We start from the raw sequence: 22,373 nt of genomic DNA, 5'->3' as shown, positions 1-22,373 counted from the left end.
GCACTAGCGGAAGCTGATGCTGAATCAACACCAGAACCAGTAACGCCAGCTATTGATGCTCAACCAAGTGTTGAGCCTCAAACTGAAGCCCAAGTTATAGCTCAGGCGCAAGACGACGAAGAGTTTTCGTTTGATGATTTCGACTTACCAGAGTTTAGTGAAGAAGACGCACTAGCGGAAGCTGATGCTGAATCAACAACAGAGCCAGCAACGCCTGCTATAGACTCTCAATCAAGTGTTGAATCGCAACCTACCGCTGAGCCTCAGTTAGATGCTGCACCACAAGTTGAAACTGCGAAACCAGAAAGCGAAGAAGAATTCTCGCTTGATGACTTCGAACTACCAGAGTTTGGTGAAGACGATGCGTTAGCGGAAGTGGTGAGTGAACCAGATGAAGCACAGTTAGAGCAAGACTTAGCGCCTGACACAGAGAAGTTCGAGTTCGATGACCTTGATCTTCCGGAGTACGATGAAGAAAGCGCAAAAGCAGACTCTGTTTTAGATGATATTGAGCAAAGCAATGCCGAGCCGGTGGCGGAAGCCCAAGGCGTAGAGTTCGATGAGTTTGATTTACCGGAATATGGTGAAGATGAAGCCATCTCTGATGCGTTTGCTGAGAAGCCAACACCACTGACTTCTTTCAGCCCACAAGGCGAAGAGCAAGATGCGTTGCATGATCTGTTCTCAAATCCGCAGAGCTATAGTCAGGCTGATGATTTCTCGAATGCTGAAGACTCTGAACCGGCTGGTTTTGCACAGCCAGAACAATCACTGAGCGCGGCTTCAGAGCCAAACTCAACGCCTGCAGCGGTTCAAGACGAGCCACTAGAAGGCTTTGATGACTTTGATGAGACAGCATTAGCTGAGTTGCTTTCTGAAGATGTTCAAGACTCTGTCGACAACATGTTCGATAAGCCATTGGACGCAACTTCGATTGATAGCGCAGGGTTAGATATTGACGCCATGCTTGAAGTCGGCGGCGAAGACTGGAAAGGCTTTAACCTAGCGCCAGAACAACAATCGAGCATGCATAATGATGTGCCTGATGACCAACAAGAGATTTGGGCATCGGCTGAACAGCAAGCTGAACCGAAAATCAAAGAAGAGAATTGGGCTGAACAAGACAATCTAACCGAATCAGGCAACAGTCGTGATAAGCAGTACATGACGATTGATGAGCTAATGGCTCAAGTCGAGCAAGAAGGTGAAGAAGTCATTAATCCAGACGATGAAGAGCTTAAACTGGATGTGGGTCTTAACGAATTCCCTGATGTTATCGGTGATATTGGCAATTATGATGTCGACAGCAATGCAGAAGCTGCGGGTAAGCTTGATTTGGCCAAAATCTACATCGAGATGAGTGACTCGCAAGGGGCAATTAAGCTTCTAGAAGAGGCAATCGTTGACGGCAGCGATGATATTCGTCGAGAGGCAAAAAATCTTATCGATACGTTAAACGGTCGATAAATTTACAAATCAGAAAGGGTAGCGTTGGCTACCCTTTATTTTAAGGCGATACAGAGCGCTATCGTTTCATTTGGTTTTTCAACAGCATCGTCTCGGTCGATGCTGATTGTTTATTGAAGTTTTAGCCCCATCCTATTTGGGCTAGCACTGATTTCCGTATATAATTCTCGCCCATTTTCAAAGAGAACAAGAACATGAAAATTGCTTTAGGTATTGAATATAACGGTACCCACTACTTTGGTTGGCAGCGCCAACGAGACGTGAAAAGTGTCCAAGAAGAATTGGAAAAGGCTCTTTCAGTTGTCGCGAATCACCCTGTAGAAGTTATGTGCGCAGGTCGTACAGATGCCGGTGTTCACGGTACGGGACAAGTCGTTCACTTTGAAACTAATGTCGATCGTAAAATGGTGGCATGGACAATGGGCGCGAATGCCAACATGCCAAAAGATATTGCGGTTCGTTGGGCGACAGAAGTGAATGAGGATTTCCATGCTCGTTTCTCGGCAACTGCTCGCCGTTATCGCTACATTATCTTTAACCATGCACTACGCCCAGGCATTTTGAATTCAGGCGTGAGCCATTATCATGGTCACCTTGATGAGAAAAAAATGCATGAAGCGGGTCAGTACTTACTTGGTGAGAATGACTTCACTTCGTTCAGGGCAACACACTGTCAATCTCGTAGCCCATGGAGAAACATGATTCACTTAAACGTGACTCGTCATGGACACTACATTGTGATCGATATTAAAGCGAATGCGTTTGTTCACCACATGGTGAGGAATATTACTGGTAGCCTTATTGCCGTAGGTAAAGGTGAGCAGAAACCAGAGTGGATCCAGTGGCTTTTAGAAGCTAAAGATCGAAAAGTAGCCGGCGCAACTGCAAAAGCGGAAGGTTTGTATCTGGTGGATGTTGATTATCCTGAACATTTTGAGCTACCACGAGAGCCAATTGGTCCTCTATTTTTGCCGGATAATTTGAACTAAATGTGAGACTTAGGTTCAAAAATTATTACGGTTTAGTGCGTAAGATAGTCCCAGAAAATAGGTACAACCAGTTTTTTATCTACAGTCGCTGTTTTATGTGCTTTAATTCCCACGCATAATTCCCAAATTTATTTCTTTCGCAATCAAGCGGAAGAATCGAAACAAAAAGGTCTTCCATGAGTTGGCTTGAAAAGATTTTAGAAAAAAGCAACATCGTAACATCTCGTAAAGCATCTATCCCTGAGGGTGTTTGGACTAAATGTACTTCTTGTGAGCAGGTTCTGTACCATGCTGAACTAGAGCGTAACCTAGAAGTATGTCCAAAATGTGACCATCACATGCGCATGAAAGCACGTCGCCGTCTGGATACATTCCTAGACAAAGGTGAGCGTGTTGAACTAGGTGCTGATCTTGAGCCACAAGACAAGCTGAAGTTTAAAGACTCTAAGCGTTACAAAGAACGTATCTCTGCTGCTCAAAAGAACAGTGGTGAAACAGACGCATTAGTTGCAATGAAAGGCGAACTATTGGGTTTACCTATCGTAGCGTGTGCTTTTGAATTCTCATTCATGGGCGGCTCAATGGGTTCTGTTGTTGGTGCTCGTTTCGTGAAAGCGGTAGATGCTGCTATCGAGAACAACTGTGGTTTAGTGTGTTTCTCTGCAAGTGGTGGTGCTCGTATGCAAGAGGCATTGATGTCTCTAATGCAAATGGCGAAAACCAGTGCTGCGCTTGAGCGTTTATCTGCGAAAGGCCTACCGTTTGTTTCAGTTATGACTGATCCAACAATGGGTGGTGTTTCTGCAAGTTTGGCAATGCTTGGCGATATCAATATTGGTGAACCAAAAGCACTGATCGGTTTTGCTGGACGTCGTGTAATCGAACAAACGGTACGTGAAGACCTTCCTGAAGGTTTCCAACGCAGTGAGTTCCTACTAGACCACGGTGCTATCGACATGATTGTTGACCGTCGTGAGATGCGTCAGCGCGTTGCAAGCCTTGTTGCTAAAATGACCAACCAGCCTTCACCATTAGTAGTTTCTGTGAACGATTCACCGAATGAAGCTACTTATGAAGTACCAGAAGCGCCAGAAAAAGGGTAAAGTACCTTCTAACAAACCAACTTAATTATGGTTATGAGTTAGATGAGTCAACAACCTATTCCTCAAGCCACATCCTCTTTGGAGATGTGGCTTGATTATTTATCAAACATCCACACAAGCGCTATTGATCTTGGATTAGACCGAGTTCAGGCCGTCGCCTCTAAGGCAAACCTCACCAAACCTGCTCAACATGTTATTACTGTTGCCGGAACCAATGGCAAAGGCTCAACATGTGCACTGATGGAAGCGATTCTATTGGACGCTGGTTACTCAGTTGGTGTCTACAGCTCTCCTCACTTAATTCGCTATAACGAACGTGTTCGTATCAACGGCCAAGATCTATCTGATGAAAAGATGGTTCAGTCTTTCGATTTCATTGAGAAAGAGCGTGGCGAAATCAGCCTGAGTTTTTTCGAATATGGCACTTTAGCGGCGTTACGTGCATTTCAAACTGAAGCGGTTGATGTTGTGCTTTTAGAAGTGGGTTTAGGCGGGCGTTTAGACGCGACCAATATCGTTGAGCATGATGTTTCTGTGATTACTAGTTTGGCTGTCGACCATGTTGACTGGCTAGGTGATGACATTAATGTGATTGGTTTTGAGAAAGCGGGCATTTATCGTAGCGGTAAACCCGCTATCTGTGGTCAACCCAAGCCACCGGCTACGGTTGCAGCGCACGCTGATGACATTAAGGCTGAGTTCTACCAAGTCGGTATTCAATACACTTATGATGTTGACGGTGATACGTGGAACTGGCGCAGTGGTGCATTCCAACTAGAATCGCTACCTATTCCAAGCCTGCCGTTACCTAACGCTGCAACAGCGTTGATGGCATTGGGCACATCAGAGCTTAGTATTAGCGACGTGAACGTGGTTAACGGCATGAAGAATGCGCAGCTTCCTGGGCGTATGCAGCAAATTAGCGAACAACCGGTGATTGTGCTTGATGTAGCACACAACCCGCATTCTGCTGAGTACTTTGCGCAGCAAGTCGCGAAGAAGTATGCAGGCAAAAATTTACACGTTGTAGTCGCCATGCTTCATGACAAAGATATCCCTGCGACATTGGAAGTATTAGCACCAATCACAACACATTGGTACCCAGCTTCGCTGAACGGTCCACGAGCCGCAACAGCGGCTGAATTGTGTCAAAGCTTACCTCAAGGAGTAGAGCAGCATTCAAACCCTGTAGCAGCGTTTGAAGCGGCTTTAGCTTCTGTTAAAGGTGACGATGTTGTACTGGTGGTCGGTTCTTTCCATACTGTGGGTGAAGTATTGGAGCATTGGCAGAAAAAAGGAAACTAAATGGCAAGTAAATTCCAAAGCCGATTAGTCGGTACCATCATTTTAGTGGCCATTGGTGTGATTGTATTGCCCGATGTGCTAGATGGTAAGAAGCTCCACTATAAAGAAGAGTTTGCAAGCATTCCGATTAAGCCAGAGCTTGATAGTAATGTTGAAGTGTTTGAAGTACTCGACCCTGTTGAAGATCAGATTGCACTGCCGGATTCTCCGGTTGAGCGAGTGGTTGAAAGTGGTGTTGATAATTCAGATAAGCAAACTGCGTCGGCTGCCAGTAACAAAGAAGCGGATAAAGTGGCAGTGGTGGTTAAGCCAGTACCGGAAAAAAATGAATACCAAGACAGTGCTTGGATTATTCAATTGGTGGCTTTGAAGAATGCAGATAATGCAAGAGTTGTAGCTGAAGGGTTACAAGAGCAAGGTTACCCTGCTTATACGAAAAAAGAAAAAACATTTACGCGAGTAATTATTGGCCCGGATGTCTCTAAATCCAAACTTGAGCGACAAATTAAGGAATTAGAAAAAATTACGGGTTTAAAAGGCCAGTTGCTTAAATTTAAACCGTTAAACCCATAGGAAAACGTTTGCGTCAGCATTTTTTATGTTAAAATGCGCGCCAACTTAAGATGAAGAATTCATGAATTGGTTAGATTTTGTCATTTTAGGCGTGATCGGCTTCTCTGCCGTGATCAGTTTAGTTCGCGGTTTCGCTAAAGAAGCGTTATCACTTGTTATTTGGTTTGGAGCATTTTTTATTGCTAGCCAGTACTACGCTAAATTAGCCATGTACTTCACCAATATCGAAGATGAGATGTTTCGAAACGGAACTGCGATAGCAGCATTATTTGTTGCAACGTTAGTTGTTGGTGCCTTAGTTAACTATGTCATCGGCCAACTAGTTCAGAAAACAGGTTTATCTGGTACTGATAGAGTGTTAGGTATTGTCTTTGGTGCACTGCGGGGTGTACTAATTGTTTCAGCAATACTTTTCTTTGTTGATACGTTTACTAGTTTTAATAAAAGTGAATGGTGGGATAATTCTCAACTCGTTCCACATTTTAAAATGGTAATTGAGCCTTTTTTTGAACATATCGAAGCGACATCAAGTTTCTTATCTTCTGGCGCGCTTTAGCGCCAGTTAATGTCGAAAATCGAGGATTAGGACATGTGTGGTATTGTTGGAATCGTGGGTTCAACACCTGTAAACCAGTCTATTTATGACGCTTTAACGGTATTGCAGCATCGTGGCCAAGATGCCGCTGGTATTTGTACCATAGAAAGCAATCGTTTCCGTCTGCGTAAGGCGAACGGTTTAGTAAAAGATGTTTTTGAAGCAAAACACATGCAGCGCCTACAAGGTGAAGTTGGTATTGGCCATGTTCGTTATCCTACTGCGGGTAGTTCAAGTGCGTCTGAAGCTCAGCCTTTCTACGTAAACTCTCCTTTTGGCATTACGTTGGCGCACAACGGTAACCTGACGAACGCAAACGAAGTTCGTGAGAAGTTGTTCGAAAAAGACCGTCGTCATGTAAACACAACCTCTGACTCTGAAGTTCTACTGAACGTATTAGCTCATGAGATCGATACTGTTAAAGGTAACGTAACTTCAGATGACGTTTTCCGCGCTGTGGCAAATGTGCATCGTACAATTCGTGGTGCTTACGCCGTAACGGCGATGATCATCGGCCACGGTATGATCGCATTCCGTGACCCACATGGTATTCGTCCATTGTGTCTTGGTAAGCGTGAAGTTCAAGGTAAAACAGAGTACATGGTTGCGTCTGAATCGGTAGCACTCGATGCTGTTGGTTTCGACTTCATGCGCGACGTAGCACCAGGTGAAGCTATCTACGCAACGTTTGACGGTGAGCTTTTCACTAAGCAATGTGCAGACAACCCACAACTAAACCCATGTATCTTTGAGTTTGTATACTTTGCACGCCCAGATTCATTCATCGACAAAATCTCGGTTTACAGCGCACGCGTTGAGATGGGTGAGATGCTTGGTATGCGTATTAAAGAAGAGTACGCAGACTTAGACATTGATGTAGTTATTCCAATCCCTGAAACATCAAACGATATTGCGCTACGAATCGCTCAAGCGATCAATAAACCATACCGTCAAGGTTTCGTGAAAAACCGCTATGTTGGCCGCACATTCATCATGCCAGGTCAGCAACAACGTAAGAAGTCGGTTCGCCGTAAGCTCAACGCAATTCGCTCTGAGTTTAAAGGTAAGAACGTTCTTCTGGTTGACGATTCTATCGTTCGCGGCACAACATCAGAGCAGATCATTGAGATGGCTCGTGATTCTGGCGCAAATAAGGTCTTCATGGTTTCAGCTGCTCCAGAGGTTCGCTTCCCTAACGTTTACGGCATTGATATGCCGAGCGCGACAGAGTTGATTGCTCATGGTCGTGATAACGAAACGATTTGTAAGCAGATTGGCGCAGACGCCTTGATTTTCCAAACGCTACCAGATCTGATTTCTGCAGTGGGCATGGGCAATCAAGACATCTCTCGTTTTGATACTTCTGTATTTAACGGCGAGTATGTAACGGGCGATATCGACCAAGTGTACCTAGATTTCCTAGACTCTTTGCGTAATGACGACTCAAAGGTTCAGCGTGAGATTCAACAAGATCTTGCTAACTTAGAGTTACACAACGAAGGCGCTTAACTAGCGTTTCGTTAGTCATACAGAGTTTCGCTAGCGATACAGAAAATAAAAAACCAGAGCATCGGCTCTGGTTTTTTGTTTATAGAGAAGGGGATTGACCTTAATGAATGTGGTATGCGATCACAAAATCAATAAACAATCTCACTTTCTCTGGTAGATGGTCTTTGTGGTTATAAAGCATGTAAATATCACGAGGGTTAGCGCTCCAGTCTTCTAAGACTTGCACTAAGCTGCCATCTTCAATGTATTCACGAATCATCACGTCAGGCATCAGGGTGATACCTAGGCCTTCTGAGCACGCTTGTCTTACGACATTAAGCGCATTGGCGTTGAAACGGCCTTTCTCGCTATTCACCACCGTCTCTTCATTCGAATTACTCAGCTGCCACTTAATCAGCGGGTAGCCTTTGAGTAGCGAATGGTTCGCTAGCTCTTCAGCATGGCTTGGAGCTGGGTTCTTCGCTAAGTACTCAGGGCTCGCGATGAGAATATCTTTGACTTCACTGATTTTTCGAGCGATTAGGCTTGAATCACGCTGAGGGCCGACTCGGAAAATTACGTCCCACTCCGTTGGATCCAGCTGATCCGCTTGGTTGTTCATCATCAGCTCAATATTGATATCAGGGTATTGAATCATGAATTCACTGAACATTGGCATCATCATGCGCTTGGTCAGGTTTGAGGGTGCCGTAATACGAATCTTACCGGAAGCGCCTTTGCACACGTCAGTTAACTCTTCTGCAGTAGAAGAGAGACGTTGCAACAGCGGAGAGCATTCATTGAAGAAACGTTCGCCTGCCTCTGTTAAAGAAAGTTTACGCGCGTGTCTATTGAGAAGCCTAAGGTTCAAAGAATCTTCTAAGGCTTGGATGCGTCGTGTGATGGTCGCAACCGGAATCATAGTCTTGCGCGATGTTGCGGTGTAGCTCCCATTTTCAACGACGAGTCGAAAGAGGTTTAAATCATCTAATTTCATAAATCCAGACACATTTGTTTACAATCTCATCTAATTTATACGTAACAGTGAGATCAATGTTTGCGTTACGTCAACTCGTTGCACTATTTACAAGTATTCCAACCCTCGTCACGAATTACCAGTAAAGAGTGCAAATTTGTGTATTTAGCATTTTATTACTAAGTTTTATATTAGTTCTTAGAACAGATAACAATAATAATTCGACTTAGTTTTGTGAGGTTATAGATTATGTACAAAACTCACAGTCAGCCAGTAATGACCTCGGCTCAGGAAGTAATTAACCAAAAATGCGTGATGTTGGTTGATGATGATCCTATTTTTCGCCGTATAACCAGCGCGTACCTAGACAAGGTCGGTTATAAAGTGGTTGAGGCTGAAAATGGACTGGACGCTTTGCAGAAACTTAGAGACTCAGCGCCAGATTTAATTGTGTGTGACTTATCAATGCCAATACTTGATGGCATAGAGCTTGTGGAAGAGCTCAGTTTAGAGTACCCGTCACTGCCTATGATCGTTGTGTCTGGCACTGATGATATGTCTGACGTGGCGAAAGCCTTGCGATTTGGTATTAAAGACTTCTTGGCGAAGCCGTTAGAGGATCACCGTCACCTAGGAAGTGCGATTGCGAATACATTGACAGATTCGTTCGATAACATTTCAGACCAACGAGATTTTTCGAGCCAATGGTTCTGTGTGGATGATGGGGGAGAGATCCCTGAAGACCAAGAACTGCATTGGCACCTGAATTACCTTCAAGATAACCCAAGCGCAGCAAAAGACTTACTGCATGCGCTGCTTCCAGAGAAAGATACGCGACAAGGCTCATGGCGTTGCAGTTACCGGTTACTGCAATCAACAGAGATGATGCCACTTGTGTTTGACTATGCGTGGATGATGAACGGGCAGTTTGCTTTTTACCTCGTCGATTCATCGTCGTCTGATAATGGCGGCTCCGCGACAACATTGTTAGTGAGAGCGCTGTTCCACGATTACATAAGAAACAGAAAAGATTTTAATGTTGATCTCAAAGATATTGCTGAAATCTTAGAGAAGGGGATTCGTTGCTCTAAATGCTCCACCCCAGTGAATGCCTTGTTTGGTGTTGCTGACCTTGCCGAGGGAACCATCTCCATTTTGCCTGCGGGTCTAGACGGGCAATGGTCGAATGGTGAATTGAATCAATATATTGCAGCAGGTGAGCGCTTGGGTGAGAACTGCAAGAAGAACTTTATTACGCGGGACCTTCCGATCGAACAGGGCTGCCAACTGTCGTTGAGCCTACTTGGAGCGGCAAGTTTTAGTTTAGACATACACCAAGGGTCTACTGATTAACCCTATATTTCCTCGGTTTTTGTGAATAATTGATTAAGGTATAGTTGCGCAAATGGTGTGGCTATGCCTTTTTTGTTAAATGTCGATTTAGCAAAGCGGGTTTGGTTCGCCGGATACTTACCTTCACTAACAAAAACAAGAAGCAATCATGGCAGATAACAAAGACTTTCAAGACCCGTTTAATGTATTCTACTTTTTAGGATTTTTAGCCGCATTTTTAATGATTCCATTGCTACCAGCAACACTTACGTTGATCCGTGTATTCAATGGTTACGCAACATTCTAGTTAAGCTGTCGTCGCCGATTGGTGATAGCTAACTCAAGGAGGCCACAATTAGCGTTCGAGTTTTAAGCCTCAATATTGCTGGTGGCCTTTGTATATTTCTCGCAGTTCTAGGGATAGTTTTGCCCGTTCTGCCAACCACTCCTTTTCTCCTTCTTGCCAGCGCATGCTTCATGCGAAGCAATCCGAAAGTTCATAAATGGATGCATGAGCACAAAACGCTGGGTCCTTTGCTGAACAATTGGTATCAACATGGTGCCGTCACCAAACAAGTTAAAACGCGTGGCGTATTCTTTATCGTGTTGAGTTTTGCGTTATCCATCTACTTTGCCCCTATCATTTGGGTCAAGGCTTTCCTAATTTGTGTACTTGTTATTCTTCTCACATGGTTTATGCGACTTCCAACCCATGAGTTGGTTGCTGACAGCAAAGAAAATCACTACCATTAAGCCAGTGTGCCTGCTTGTATAGCGGGCGTTTATTATTTCAGCAATCAGAGTTATGACTCTCGTTGCAATGAATACCAATCGTACCTTTCCTTAATTCCGAGCGTTGATGTTTGATTCGTTAACGAGAGTTTGGAAAGCGGCCTAATGAAGTGCATAAGATTATGAACACAGAAAAAATCTCTCTGATCAAAGCAAGCATCAAAAGCATTCCTGATTACCCTAAAGCGGGTATTTTGTTCCGTGACGTAACAAGCTTGATGGAAGATCCAGTAGCTTACAAAGCGACTATCGACCTGCTAGCGGAAACATACAAGGACATGGGCTTTACTAAGATCGTTGGTACTGAAGCTCGTGGTTTCCTATTTGGTGCGCCTTTGGCACTTGAGCTAGGTGTTGGCTTCATTCCTGTTCGTAAGCCGGGCAAGCTGCCTCGTCAAACTGTGGCACAATCTTATGAGCTTGAGTACGGCACCGACACTCTAGAAATCCATACTGATGCTATCGTTGAAGGCGATAAAGTGTTGATGGTTGATGATTTGCTAGCAACGGGCGGTACGATTGAAGCAACAACAAAGTTGATTCGTCAGCTTGGTGGTGTGGTAGAACACGCTGCATTTGTTATTAACCTTCCAGAAATCGGTGGTGACAAGCGCTTACAAGGCTTAGGTCTAGAAGTGTTTAGCATCTGCGAATTCGACGGTCATTAATCCTTTTCGGAATTATTCATGAGCTATCTTGCGTTAGCGCGAAAATGGCGACCAACCAAATTCAAAGAAGTGGTTGGTCAAGCCCATGTTTTAACAGCATTAGAGAATGCCCTTAGCCAGAATAGGTTGCACCACGCATACCTGTTCAGCGGTACACGAGGTGTTGGTAAAACAACCATCGGTCGTTTGTTTGCTAAGGGACTCAACTGTGAAACAGGCATTACCTCAACACCTTGTGGTGAATGTGCAACCTGTAAAGAAATCGATGAAGGTCGCTTTGTTGACCTGCTCGAGATCGATGCGGCATCACGAACTAAGGTAGAAGATACCCGCGAGCTTCTGGACAATGTTCAGTACAAGCCTGCACGTGGTCGCTTCAAGGTTTACCTAATCGATGAAGTCCACATGCTTTCCAGGCACAGCTTTAACGCGCTTCTAAAGACCTTAGAAGAGCCGCCTGAGTATGTGAAATTCTTGCTCGCAACAACGGATCCACAGAAGCTTCCAGTAACGATCTTGTCGCGTTGTTTGCAGTTCCATCTCAAGCCGATCAGCGTTGATAATATTCACGAGCAGCTCGATCATATTCTTGAACAAGAAGATGTGACGTCTGAATCTCGTGCGCTTGGAATGATTGCTCATGCTGCTGATGGCAGTATGCGTGATGCGCTAAGCCTTACAGACCAAGCTATCGCATTAGGTAACGGCAATGTCGTAACAGATACTGTTGCTCACATGCTAGGAACACTGGATACCGACCAAGCTATCCACTTGCTTGAAGCGATTAGCAGTAAGCAGCCACAGCAAGCGATGGCGTGTATCCAAAGCCTTGCTGAGAAGGGTGTCGAGTGGGATGGTTTGCTGAATCAGCTTGCGACTCAACTGCATCGTCTTGCGATGTTCCAAGCTTTGCCATCTACACTAGATAAGGCACAGCCTGACGCTGAGAAGCTTGAACTACTGAGCAAAGCGCTTAGCCCACAAGACATTCAACTCTACTACCAGATCGTGTTGAAAGGTCGTGAAGACTTACCATTGTCGCCAACCGCTCGCGTTGGTATTGAGATGGTGGTTTTACGCATGTTGGCATTTAGACCAGCTGAACAAGCGGTTGCTACGGCAATCTCGACTCAGTCGGCAAGCCCAGCGCCAGTTCCAGCAGCTCAAGCTCAGAACGTTGCTCAGTCAGTGAGTCAACCTGCGCCAATGGCAGCTCCGAGACAGCCTAAGATGCAACAACAGGCGCCTCAACAGCAAGCTATGCAGCAGCCACCCGTGCAGCAGAATCCAGCACAGTATTCAGATTCGCAAGGTTACGCTGAACATTCAGGCAACCAAGGTTATCCTGAGCAGGATTACCCGCATAGCCAGTATGACGCGCCTCCTGCTTATGATGAGCGTCCAAGCTACGGTGCAGAGCAACCTCAGCAGCAACAAACGAATTATCAAAACCAGAGCCCGGTTCAACAGCCAAGCGCTGCACCTTCTGCTCCGCAAGAGCAGCCAGCGCGTGCAACTTCGCCTGTGAGTGGTTTACGCCACCAATTACGTTCTCAACGTAGAGGCAGTTCGGCAACAGAAAACAAAGGCTCGGCGTCAAAAAAGGCTAAAGCGACACCAGCTAAAACTTCAGTTCTTGATCGAGTTGCTCAGCAACACGGTGGTTCTGAGCGGGTGTCGCCAGCTTCTTTATCAGCCTCTTCGACAGAGAATGTGACCAATGATAATGAACCTTATCGCTGGAAACCGTCTAAACCTGTAGTGAAAGAGGTAAGCAAAGAGCTTACACCTACTCAAATAAAGCGTGCGTTAGAGCATATTAAGACACCGGAAATGGTCGACAAATTGCTTCAAGAGTCGATTGCTCAAGATGAATGGTCAGCCACGATTCAAAAGCTAGAGACAGCCAAGCTTGTTGAACAGTTAGCATTGAACTCAGTGTTTGCTAAAAACGACACATCAATCACTTTAACGTTAAGAGCGAGCCAAGCTCATTTGAATACCGACCGTGCGCAGAGTGAGCTATTGCAGTCTCTCAATACTGTGCTTGGGGAAGAGTGTCATTTGAGTGTTGAAATCGGTGATGGTGGAGAAACGCCGCTAGAATTACGAGAACGATTGTATCAAGGTAAGTTGAAAGACGCGTTTACCGCTTTAGAAAACGATGCCAACGTACAGTTCATTGAAAGACGTTTTGCCGCTGAACTCGACAGAGACAGCGTTCGTCCTATCTAGAACGTTTTCTTGTTTAGTGACCGGCGTATCATCCCAGATAAGCAAATCTGAGAACTGAACATCGAGGGGTTGAATCACACTGTTTTAACCCCCATTTAAGCTCGTATAGCTTAATTAATTTTTAATAAACCAATTAGACCAGAGAGTATTAACATGTTTGGTAAAGGCGGTATGGGCAACATGATGAAGCAAGCCCAGCAAATGCAAGAGCGCATGCAAAAGCTTCAAGAAGAAATCGCAAATATGGAAGTTACAGGTGAGTCAGGTGCTGGCCTTGTAAAAGTAACGATCACTGGTAGCCACAGCGTTCGCCGTGTTGATATCGATGAAAGCCTAATGGAAGACGATAAAGAGATGCTTGAAGATCTTATCGCTGCAGCTTTCAACGATGCGGCTCGTCGCGTTGAAGAAACTCAAAAAGAGAAAATGGCTAGCGTAACTGGCGGAATGCAACTTCCACCAGGTATGAAGATGCCTTTCTAAGAAACTATTTCTAAAGGTTTATTCAGGCTGCGGTTTGTGTTGAACAGGCTATTACTTGAAAATTAGAACGGTTAAATATGCGTACCAGTCATATGCTGGAGCATTTGATGGAGGCCTTACGTTGTCTACCTGGGGTTGGCCCCAAGTCGGCGCAGCGTATGGCCTTTCATTTGTTACAGCGCGATAGAAAAGGCGGCCTACAGTTGGCTGAAGCTCTTAGCCAAGCAATGACCGAAATTGGTCACTGTAATGAGTGCCGTACTTTTACTGAAGAAGATACCTGCCACATTTGTACCAATCCTAAACGTCTGGAAAATGGTCAAATCTGTGTAGTAGAGAGCCCAGCAGACATTGCAGCTATCGAAGCAACAGGCCAATATTCTGGTCGTTACTTTGTGCTTATGGGTCACCTTTCACCACTTGATGGTATTGGTCCAAGTGATATCGGTCTCGATGTTCTGGACTACCGCTTACGCCGTGGTGATATCTCTGAAGTAATCCTAGCGACCAACCCGACAGTTGAAGGGGAAGCGACAGCGCACTACATTGCTGAGCTATGTAATGCCCATGAAGTGAACGCAAGCCGTATCGCTCATGGTGTTCCCGTTGGTGGTGAGCTAGAGCTGGTGGATGGCACCACGCTTTCGCACTCCTTACTCGGTCGTCATAAGATCTAAAAAAGCCGCTCATTGAGCGGCTTTTTATTTGTTTTAAACTCATACCTATTTAATGCTTAATCCTTCCCACGTATTGCTTTGTATATCACGGCTCCAATCACGGCTCCAATAATCGGTGCAACCCAGAATAACCATAGTTGCGAAACAGCCCAATCACCGACAAATACGGCTACACCAGTACTTCGCGCAGGATTCACCGAGGTATTGGTTACAGGGATACTGATAAGGTGAATTAGGGTCAAACAAAGACCAATTGCGATAGGTGCAAACCCAGCGGGTGCTTTCGAATCCGTCGCGCCCATAATCACGAATAGGAACACCATGGTCATGACCACTTCACAAACGAGAGCTGCTGTGAGCGAGTAGCCGCCCGGTGAGTGTTCACCATAACCATTTGAAGCAAAGCCAGATGCCGCAGCGTCAAAGCCTGCTTGGCCTGAAGCAATCACAAATAACACACCACCCGCGATAATACCGCCAATGACCTGGGCAATAATGTAAGGTGCGACGTCTTTGGCATCAAAGCGGCCACCGCTCCAAAGACCAATTGTAACAGCAGGGTTGAGATGACAGCCGGATATATGGCCAATAGCAAAAGCCATGGTGAGTACGGTTAAACCAAACGCGAGGGAAACCCCGAGTAAGCCGATACCTACATCGGGAAAAGCAGCGGCTAAGACGGCACTACCACAACCACCTAACACCAACCAAAATGTACCGAATATTTCTGCGATATACCTATTCATAACGATCCTTATTAATCTGTACCAGTATCAACAAGATAGTTTAGATTTCGCAGAAGTGTGAAATCTTGTGTATATAGTTGAAAGAAAGAACAGAGAATCTTATGTAATCACTTCGAACTCGCACTAAAGATCGTTAAGGTCAGTCGTATTCTATCGCTATTTTAGCAAGTAAGAGTGACCTGATAATTAGCCGTATTTGTGTCAGTATTCTTTTTATTTAAACTACGATGAGTTGATAAAAATTAAGTAAGTTCTACTTCTACCAACACCCCAAAGTGATCTGATACAACCGGATAAAAATCGTGATTAAAAATCACCTTATGCTGCTTTACCACTACAGGCTGATTACTAAGTACTAAATCAATGCGTAACGCTTGGCTATTTTGCTCCCAACCATCAATGTTTTTAATGACAGTGGTTCCATCATCTTTGATTTCAGCAACTTCATAACAATCCATCAAACCGCGTTGTAATACGTAATCATAGCCTTCATTACGTATATGGCTTGGGTTGTTGAAATCGCCTAATAGAAAGCTCAACTCTGTTGGTAAAGTTGCCTTGATTCGGTCGAACTGATCCTCAAATGAGTTCTCTGAGTCATTCCACCAGCCACAATGACAATTATAAAGATTAAAATCACCCTGTTGAGAGGTCACTTTAATACGCACTGCTCGCCGATGTTTCCAAAAGCTCACATCATAGCTATCACTTAAATCAATGACCTCATGTTCGACAATCGGTAGTCGCGTTAAAAATGAGAGCCCCTCTTGATATACTTCATAACTTTGATGAACGAAATCCCACGTAAGTTGGTAGTGATGACCGTATTCCATGAGTTTTTTCTGTAATAAATAACCATAGTTATTCGCCAACACAGTGTGATTGGTTAATATATTGGCATCAACGGCCGGGCTATCTTGATGTTGATTCACTTCCTGTAATGCAACCACATCGCACCCTTGCTCGATAATGGCTTGCGCGACCACATCTAACTTTTCTAGCTGTTTTTCTTCTTGCCAACTGTGGGTATTTAGTGTCATTAACTTCATTATTATTCACTTATTTATTCTAGTGAGATAAAACGCAGCGCAAGGCTGCGTTTCTCGAGGTTATTTGATCTAAAAAGAATTACGCAGGTTGTGCTGAATATTTCTCTATTAACTTAGATTTAATAACATCCACCCCAGGGCCATAAATAACTTGTACACCCTGTTCTTTAATCACAGCACCAAGAGCCCCTGTCGGCTTCCATGACGCATATTCAGCAACCAACTTCGGATCATTAACTGTAATACGCAAGCGAGTCATACAAGCATCAATCTCAGCAATATTGGCACGGCCACCTAAATTCTGAATAATAATGTTCATCTTCTCATCTTCTGACATCGATTCTGAGCTTTCATCCAGGTAGTTACCCATACGACCCGGTGTTGGTAACTTCAATTTCACGATTAGGAAGCGGAACAATCCATAGTTAACCACAAAGAAAACAATAGAAACTAATGCAAAGCGAACCAGATCACCACCGATGCCCGCTGAAACCATCATAGGTATACGAGTGAGTAACTCAATCAAACCAAAGGCATGTACACGTAGGTCCATCACATCGACCAACGCAAATGCAACTCCTGTTAACACAGCATGTGCAACATACAAAACGGGAGCGATAAACATAAACATGAATTCAATAGGCTCAGTCACACCGGTTAATAACACAGCAAGACAGGCAGATAAGAACATTGGCTTATATTGTGCGCGCTTATCACTATCAACACAGTGATACATCGCAAGTCCAATACCAATCAATGAAGAGGCTGCGATAATAACTTGGCCTGCTTTAAAGCGTGCTGGGTGCACCGTATCTAACAGGTGTTGGTAAGTTGTCGGATCGCTTAATTTAAGATTATTTAAATCGCTGACCCAAGCAAGCCATAATGGATCTTGACCATAAACACTTGAGCCCGCATTCATCCCAGTCAAAAGCTCATAAGTACCACCCAACTCGGTGTAATTCATTGGAATAGTTAAAGTGTGGTGTAAACCAAATGGCAGTAATAAACGCTCTAACGTACCATACAAGAAAGGAGCAGTGATCGGCGCAGTGTCTTTAGAGGTAGCAATCCATTGACCAAAATCATTAAGCGCACCTTGAATTAAAGGCCATATTACAGATAAACCAAACGCAATAATCAGCGAATAGAAAATAACAACAAAAGGTACAAAACGCTTACCGTTGAAAAATGCTAATGCCTGAGGTAAGCGAGCGAAGTCATGATAGCGGTTAAATAAGTTGGCACCTAAATAGCCAGACATAATACCGATAAACACACCCATATTTAGGGCAGGAGCACCCAAAATATTCGTGAAGAATTGAGAGACAGGTAACTCAGAACCAAATAGGCTCATCACAACCGCTTCTGGGTCACTGAGCATAGCGTTATCCACGCCCAATATAACCCCAGTGATACGGTTGATTAAGATGAAGGCAATTAGCGCGGCAAATGCGCCACCTGCACGCTCTTTTGCCCACGAGCCACCAATCGCGACCGCAAATAATAGGTGAAGGTTAACAATGATCCCCCAACCTATGTTTTCCATTATAGCGCCTAGTGTTTCAATGGCACCAAACCCACCCGCATACATTGCGACCACTTTACCTAGTGATATCATGATACCAGCGGCAGGCATCACCGCGATAACAACGATAAGGGACTTCCCAAATCGTTGCCAAAAATCAAACGATAGTAACTTACTCATAAATAGTTCCTTGATTTAAATACAGGCTAACGTTATCAGCGCCTAGCCATAAATATAATTTAGTGCTTTCTTGCAAATATATACGCGGCATAAGCGGGGGCTATTTGCGTTGTTATAAAATCTGAGCGAACGTGTTCATTGTTAATATTCTGATTATCAAGCATTAACTCGCCTAATTGGGTGCAGTCGATATCAACAACGCTCTCTTGTGGACTTAAATTGGTAATAATGGTCCATGTCATATCTTGAGCAACACGTTGATAAACATAGATATTAGGATCGTTAGCTAGCAGTAATTGATAACGGCCAACCACTAAGCTTTCATGTGACTTGCGCAAAGCAATCAACTGCTTATAGAAACCTAAGATCGAATTTGGATCTTGCTGTTGTTGCTCAACATTGATATCTGCATACTGTTGATTCACCGAGAACCAAGGTTGCACCTCAGAAAAACCGGCAAAATCCTGGTCATTCCATTGCATTGGCAAGCGACTGTGGTCGCGGGATACTTGATTTAACAAGGCTAAGATATCGGCATCGCTCTGACCTTGTTGCGATAGCTTTTGAATTAAATTTCTCGCAGACACATCGTTAAATTCGTCAAGAGAAGTAAACTGATGATTTACCATACCAATCTCTTGGCCCTGATAAATAAATGGAGTTCCTTTCATCAAGAAATAACAACTCGCTAACGCGGTAGCACTGGCATACCTAGAGTTAGGATCGGCAAAAGTATCAATACTACGAGCTTGATCGTGGTTTTCTAAATAAAGCGCATTCCAGCCTTTACCTTCTAAGGCATCTTGCCAACGCGATAAAATGCGTTTGAACGCCACGAGATCGAAATTCTCGTTGCTTTGTTCTTCCGACCATAGCTTCATGTGTTCAAACTGAAAAATCATGTTAAAAACACCACCTTGATCGTGCTCGGTCGCTTCAGCAACCCAAGGCAATGCGTTGTCGGCCGTCACCCCATTGGCCTCACCAACGGTCACGATATCAAAAGGCGAAAACGCCTGCTCTTTTAACTCATACAGATGTTTTTCAATCCCTGCCACATTCATATGATAATCGAATGAAGAGACATAGTTTTCACCCTTTGGATTGGGTAAAGAGGGTAAACCAGCTTGTTTTTGAATATGGCTAATTGCATCGACACGGAAACCATCAATACCTCGTTCCAACCACCAATGAATCATTTTAAATAGTGCTTGTTTAACTTCAGGGTTTTCCCAATTAAGATCTGGCTGTTTTTTAGAAAATAGGTGCAAATAATATTGTGCAGTTTTGTCATCATATTCCCATGCACTACCATGAAAAATACTTTCCCAGTTATTTGGTTCGCAAGTCGGCTTTTCAGCTGTAGGCTCACAACCATCACGCCAAATATACCAATCACGCTTAGGGCTATCTTTGTTATCTCGCGATTCGATGAACCATGGATGCTCATCGCTAGTGTGGTTTATCACTAAATCCATAATAATGCGAATGCCACGTTCATGAGCAGCAGTGATTAATTTATCCACATCCTCAAGGGTTCCAAAGTCAGGATGAATCGCTTGATAGTCACTGATATCGTAACCGTTATCATCATTCGGTGATGCGTAGAATGGGCAGATCCATATTAAATCAATGCCCAAATCAGCAAGATAATCTAGCTTAGCAATGATCCCATTGATGTCACCAATACCGTCCTGGTTTGTATCATAAAAACTACGGGGATAAATTTGGTAGGCAGTTGCTTTCTTCCACCACGCGAGTGGTTTTGAATGTAGATTATTAGCGAGTGTCATCGGTTATACTATGTGTGTTATCGTTAACACATAGTGTTAAATGGAACCTATTTGGACTCAATACAATTTCAGAGAAACTGTGAACTTTCTCTCATTCTTATGTCGAATGTGCCTTCAACGGAACTGAAATCGCGCTTGAGCAATTTTTTGACAGCTTGGTAGCCCACTTGATAGTAGTTAAAAGCGACAGTAGTCAGGCTTGGGACTAACAAATCGCTGTAGTCATAGTCACCCATGCCTACAATCCATAAGTTATGACCAATCTTGAGTTGCTGTTCTTTGGCGCGACGATATAAACGAATAGCAATATTATCGGTGGCACAAAAGTAGACATGATTAGGCTGTAATTGAATTGCTTGGTAGCCGGCTTTGTCCTCCGAGTTGGCTAGAGCTTGTAGTGAAAAATTCAACTCAGGGACGGTGTCAGTAATGGTGGCTTGCATCAACTTAGTACGGCTGGAAAGCATACGCTCATCATAAATATAATGTACGGCTGCCAGCGGTGCCTGCTGTTGTTTTAACTGAGTGATGGTTTGGGAAACGAGTGCTTTAATTGCAGCATGGTCGGGGTAATATAAACAGCAATGGTGGGGGGTGTTTTTACCAATAAATAACACATTGTCTAAGGTTTGATAAAACGTCTCTTCGACACTGTGCTTTGAAGCAATAATAATAGTGCCCAATGCATTTAAGCCATTAAACTCTCTCACAGCTTGGCATTCTGACTCATGGTTAAACCCTGAGGCATGAAAAAGCATTCGTACTTGTGATTCATTGGCAGCCGCCAGCGCCCCTTTGATTACTAAACTGGTTGTATATGACTCAATGCGAGGAGCAACGAAACCAATAATATTAGATTGGCTACGAATGGAACGAGCAAATATATTAGGGGTATAATGATTTTCTTTGACGATAGCATCAATTTTAAGGCGATTTTCAGCCGAGACATAACCGTCATTAAAGTAACGTGACACGGTCATTGTTGAAATTCCAAGCTGTCTTGAAATCTCCGCCATGGTCATTTTTTTACTCATCACATTTTCCTTCCATAATGTATTATTGCCATATTATCCAATATATTGGCTGACAACAAAGTAAATAAAAACGCTACCTGATGATATACACATAGTACTTCAAGTTTATAAGATATTGTCCACTTCTTGACCTGAACTGAATACCCGTAGTTACGGCCTTGCTCGCTCAGGTCTTCAGTGCAACGACTGCTAATTTAAAAATGGGCAGGAGATATCACCGACGTAGCTACAAACAAATATTGGCTATAATTAGTTGCCATTATTGACCTTTATTCAAGGCAAGTTATTGGTTGGTTTATGGGTACGAGAATAAAGGCCTCATTGATCTGTGATGTCTTATCGATGGCTTTATTTCGCCGAGAGTTTCCTGAAACGGTTATTACTCATAGCGAGGTAGTCAGTATTGTTTGAAAGACTATTGAGGCCTCATAAGCACCTATAACCTAAAGCAAAGTATGAGTAGGAAAAGAAATTGCTGGGATATAGAAAAGGGCTAATACGCTTAGGTAATAGCTTCTAACTCGATCAGGTTATCAAGGGCTTCTTGGTCGGTTTTACCACAAATGACAGGGCAAGCTTTGAATTGGTGACATACCTTCGGGCGTGAAGGTTGACCAAATAATTTGCAGAGATCTTGCTCATTTAATTGGATGCAGCGTACCCCAGCAGGCTTACCATTAGGCATTCCAGGAATAGCAGATGTAATACTTGGAGCGATACAGCATGCTCCACAACCTAGGCGACATTCCATCAAATTAAACTCACTAAATAACAGGGTGCGCGATAGTAGCAAAAAATGATGAGAGTGACAGCTGTTGATTGAATCAAAGAATGAACAATTATTATCCTTGAACTTTTTATGGGCTAGCGGTATAACACGCACCCCAGTAAAAGAGTAAGAAGTAATCCTATGACGAATCCATTTTGGCAAGAAAAGACACTAGAACAGATGACCGAGAATGAGTGGGAATCACTTTGCGACGGTTGTGGTAAGTGCTGCCTACATAAACTAATGGATGAAGATAGCGATGAAGTTTACTACACCAATGTGGCGTGTAGCTGGTTAAACGACAAAACATGTTCGTGTAAAGATTACCCGAACCGCTTCACTTCAGGTGAAGAGTGTTTGAAGCTGACTCGTGACAAGATCGATGAGTTTCACTGGCTACCAGACACTTGTGCTTACCGCCTTTTATCAGAATCTAAGCCGATCCCTGAGTGGCACCCATTGATCACCGGATCAAAAACAGAGATGCATGCAGCAGGTGAAAGCGTTCGTAACAAAGTAGTGTACGAAATTGATGTGGTGGATTGGGAAGATCACATCTTGAACCACCCGAACCGCTAGTTAACGAAGACT

The 22,373-nt window shown here is 43.9% G+C and carries 22 protein-coding genes and 1 pseudogene; 16 read left to right on the top strand and 7 right to left on the bottom strand.

Annotated features, from left to right (window positions below; genetic code table 11):
- The 7 genes from AB4482_RS20960 to purF form a co-directional block, all read left to right on the top strand.
- A partial coding sequence (locus AB4482_RS20960; RefSeq protein WP_372058219.1) for a FimV/HubP family polar landmark protein occupies positions 1–1,467 on the top strand: 1,467 nt, incomplete at its 5' end.
- A 194-nt stretch (positions 1,468–1,661) separates the two neighbouring features.
- Positions 1,662–2,456 carry a tRNA pseudouridine(38-40) synthase TruA gene (gene truA, locus AB4482_RS20955; protein ID WP_004734161.1) on the top strand — a complete coding sequence of 265 codons (795 nt, stop codon included), beginning with the start codon at positions 1,662–1,664 and terminating at the stop codon, positions 2,454–2,456.
- Positions 2,457–2,632: 176 nt separating this feature from the next.
- Positions 2,633–3,559, top strand: a complete 927-nt coding sequence (gene accD, locus AB4482_RS20950; protein WP_017062348.1) for an acetyl-CoA carboxylase, carboxyltransferase subunit beta — start codon at positions 2,633–2,635, stop codon at positions 3,557–3,559.
- Positions 3,560–3,601: 42 nt separating this feature from the next.
- Positions 3,602–4,864, top strand: a complete 1,263-nt coding sequence (gene folC / locus AB4482_RS20945; RefSeq protein ID WP_102428819.1) for a bifunctional tetrahydrofolate synthase/dihydrofolate synthase — start codon at positions 3,602–3,604, stop codon at positions 4,862–4,864.
- Complete coding sequence (locus AB4482_RS20940) at positions 4,865–5,437, top strand: SPOR domain-containing protein (protein ID WP_372170760.1); 573 nt, start codon at positions 4,865–4,867, stop codon at positions 5,435–5,437. It abuts the gene before it with no gap.
- 61 nt (positions 5,438–5,498) lie between these two features.
- Entirely contained in the window at positions 5,499–5,993 is a 495-nt protein-coding gene (locus tag AB4482_RS20935; RefSeq protein WP_017080899.1) for a CvpA family protein, read from the top strand.
- A gap of 33 nt (positions 5,994–6,026) precedes the next feature.
- A complete protein-coding gene (purF, locus tag AB4482_RS20930) occupies positions 6,027–7,541 on the top strand; it encodes an amidophosphoribosyltransferase (RefSeq protein WP_017062345.1) in 1,515 nt (504 codons plus the stop codon).
- Between the two features lie 100 nt (positions 7,542–7,641).
- Here the strand turns inward: purF and AB4482_RS20925 are convergent, their stop codons facing one another.
- Complete coding sequence (locus tag AB4482_RS20925; protein ID WP_017062344.1) at positions 7,642–8,517, bottom strand: LysR family transcriptional regulator; 876 nt, start codon at positions 8,515–8,517, stop codon at positions 7,642–7,644.
- A 228-nt stretch (positions 8,518–8,745) separates the two neighbouring features.
- On the opposite strand from AB4482_RS20925, the gene AB4482_RS20920 reads away from it, so the two are divergent.
- The 7 genes from AB4482_RS20920 (at position 8,746) to recR (ending at position 14,683) form a co-directional block, all read left to right on the top strand.
- A complete protein-coding gene (locus AB4482_RS20920) occupies positions 8,746–9,849 on the top strand; it encodes a response regulator (RefSeq protein WP_102332530.1) in 1,104 nt (367 codons plus the stop codon).
- 148 nt (positions 9,850–9,997) lie between these two features.
- On the top strand, positions 9,998–10,135 hold the full coding sequence (locus AB4482_RS20915) for a hypothetical protein (RefSeq protein WP_017067606.1): 138 nt from the start codon (positions 9,998–10,000) through the stop codon (positions 10,133–10,135).
- 74 nt (positions 10,136–10,209) lie between these two features.
- Positions 10,210–10,581 (top strand): YbaN family protein, encoded by a 372-nt coding sequence (locus AB4482_RS20910; RefSeq protein ID WP_210445761.1) that lies wholly within the window; start codon positions 10,210–10,212, stop codon positions 10,579–10,581.
- A 161-nt stretch (positions 10,582–10,742) separates the two neighbouring features.
- The gene (gene apt / locus AB4482_RS20905) at positions 10,743–11,288 is read left to right on the top strand and encodes an adenine phosphoribosyltransferase (RefSeq protein ID WP_017062340.1); all 546 of its coding nucleotides are present in this window, start codon (positions 10,743–10,745) and stop codon (positions 11,286–11,288) included.
- A gap of 18 nt (positions 11,289–11,306) precedes the next feature.
- Entirely contained in the window at positions 11,307–13,523 is a 2,217-nt protein-coding gene (gene dnaX, locus AB4482_RS20900) for a DNA polymerase III subunit gamma/tau (RefSeq protein WP_372181585.1), read from the top strand.
- 153 nt (positions 13,524–13,676) lie between these two features.
- Positions 13,677–14,006: a YbaB/EbfC family nucleoid-associated protein gene (locus AB4482_RS20895; RefSeq protein WP_017062338.1), complete on the top strand. Its 330-nt coding sequence runs from the start codon at positions 13,677–13,679 to the stop codon at positions 14,004–14,006.
- 77 nt (positions 14,007–14,083) lie between these two features.
- Positions 14,084–14,683: a recombination mediator RecR gene (gene recR / locus AB4482_RS20890; protein WP_372181583.1), complete on the top strand. Its 600-nt coding sequence runs from the start codon at positions 14,084–14,086 to the stop codon at positions 14,681–14,683.
- 56 nt (positions 14,684–14,739) lie between these two features.
- On the opposite strand, the gene aqpZ is transcribed toward recR, so the two are convergent.
- From aqpZ to AB4482_RS20865, 5 genes are all read right to left on the bottom strand, one after another.
- Positions 14,740–15,429 (bottom strand): aquaporin Z, encoded by a 690-nt coding sequence (gene aqpZ / locus AB4482_RS20885; protein WP_372181582.1) that lies wholly within the window; start codon positions 15,427–15,429, stop codon positions 14,740–14,742.
- Between the two features lie 242 nt (positions 15,430–15,671).
- A complete protein-coding gene (locus AB4482_RS20880; protein WP_170962780.1) occupies positions 15,672–16,478 on the bottom strand; it encodes an endonuclease/exonuclease/phosphatase family protein in 807 nt (268 codons plus the stop codon).
- 79 nt (positions 16,479–16,557) lie between these two features.
- A complete protein-coding gene (locus tag AB4482_RS20875) occupies positions 16,558–18,186 on the bottom strand; it encodes a PTS transporter subunit IIBC (protein WP_017070319.1) in 1,629 nt (542 codons plus the stop codon).
- A gap of 59 nt (positions 18,187–18,245) precedes the next feature.
- Positions 18,246–19,979, bottom strand: coding sequence for an alpha-glucosidase (locus tag AB4482_RS20870; protein ID WP_102320046.1), 1,734 nt, complete (start codon positions 19,977–19,979; stop codon positions 18,246–18,248).
- Between the two features lie 68 nt (positions 19,980–20,047).
- Positions 20,048–21,013, bottom strand: a complete 966-nt coding sequence (locus tag AB4482_RS20865; RefSeq protein WP_017070321.1) for a LacI family DNA-binding transcriptional regulator — start codon at positions 21,011–21,013, stop codon at positions 20,048–20,050.
- Positions 21,014–21,153: 140 nt separating this feature from the next.
- On the opposite strand from AB4482_RS20865, the pseudogene AB4482_RS20860 reads away from it, so the two are divergent.
- A pseudogene (locus AB4482_RS20860) lies at positions 21,154–21,495 on the top strand (DDE-type integrase/transposase/recombinase); the annotation flags it as partial.
- 20 nt (positions 21,496–21,515) lie between these two features.
- Here AB4482_RS20860 and AB4482_RS20855 read toward each other — a convergent pair.
- Positions 21,516–21,764 carry a YkgJ family cysteine cluster protein gene (locus AB4482_RS20855; protein WP_017059389.1) on the bottom strand — a complete coding sequence of 83 codons (249 nt, stop codon included), beginning with the start codon at positions 21,762–21,764 and terminating at the stop codon, positions 21,516–21,518.
- Between the two features lie 159 nt (positions 21,765–21,923).
- Here AB4482_RS20855 and AB4482_RS20850 point away from each other — a divergent pair, with 159 nt between their 5' ends.
- Positions 21,924–22,361 carry a YcgN family cysteine cluster protein gene (locus AB4482_RS20850; RefSeq protein ID WP_017059388.1) on the top strand — a complete coding sequence of 146 codons (438 nt, stop codon included), beginning with the start codon at positions 21,924–21,926 and terminating at the stop codon, positions 22,359–22,361.
- Positions 22,362–22,373: the final 12 nt, after the last annotated feature.

Source organism: Vibrio sp. 10N.222.55.C7 (assembly GCF_041473335.1).
Classification (GTDB): domain Bacteria; phylum Pseudomonadota; class Gammaproteobacteria; order Enterobacterales; family Vibrionaceae; genus Vibrio; species Vibrio crassostreae_C.
Note: the sequence above shows the minus strand (reverse complement) of the source record. Positions and strands in the feature narration are given on the sequence as shown.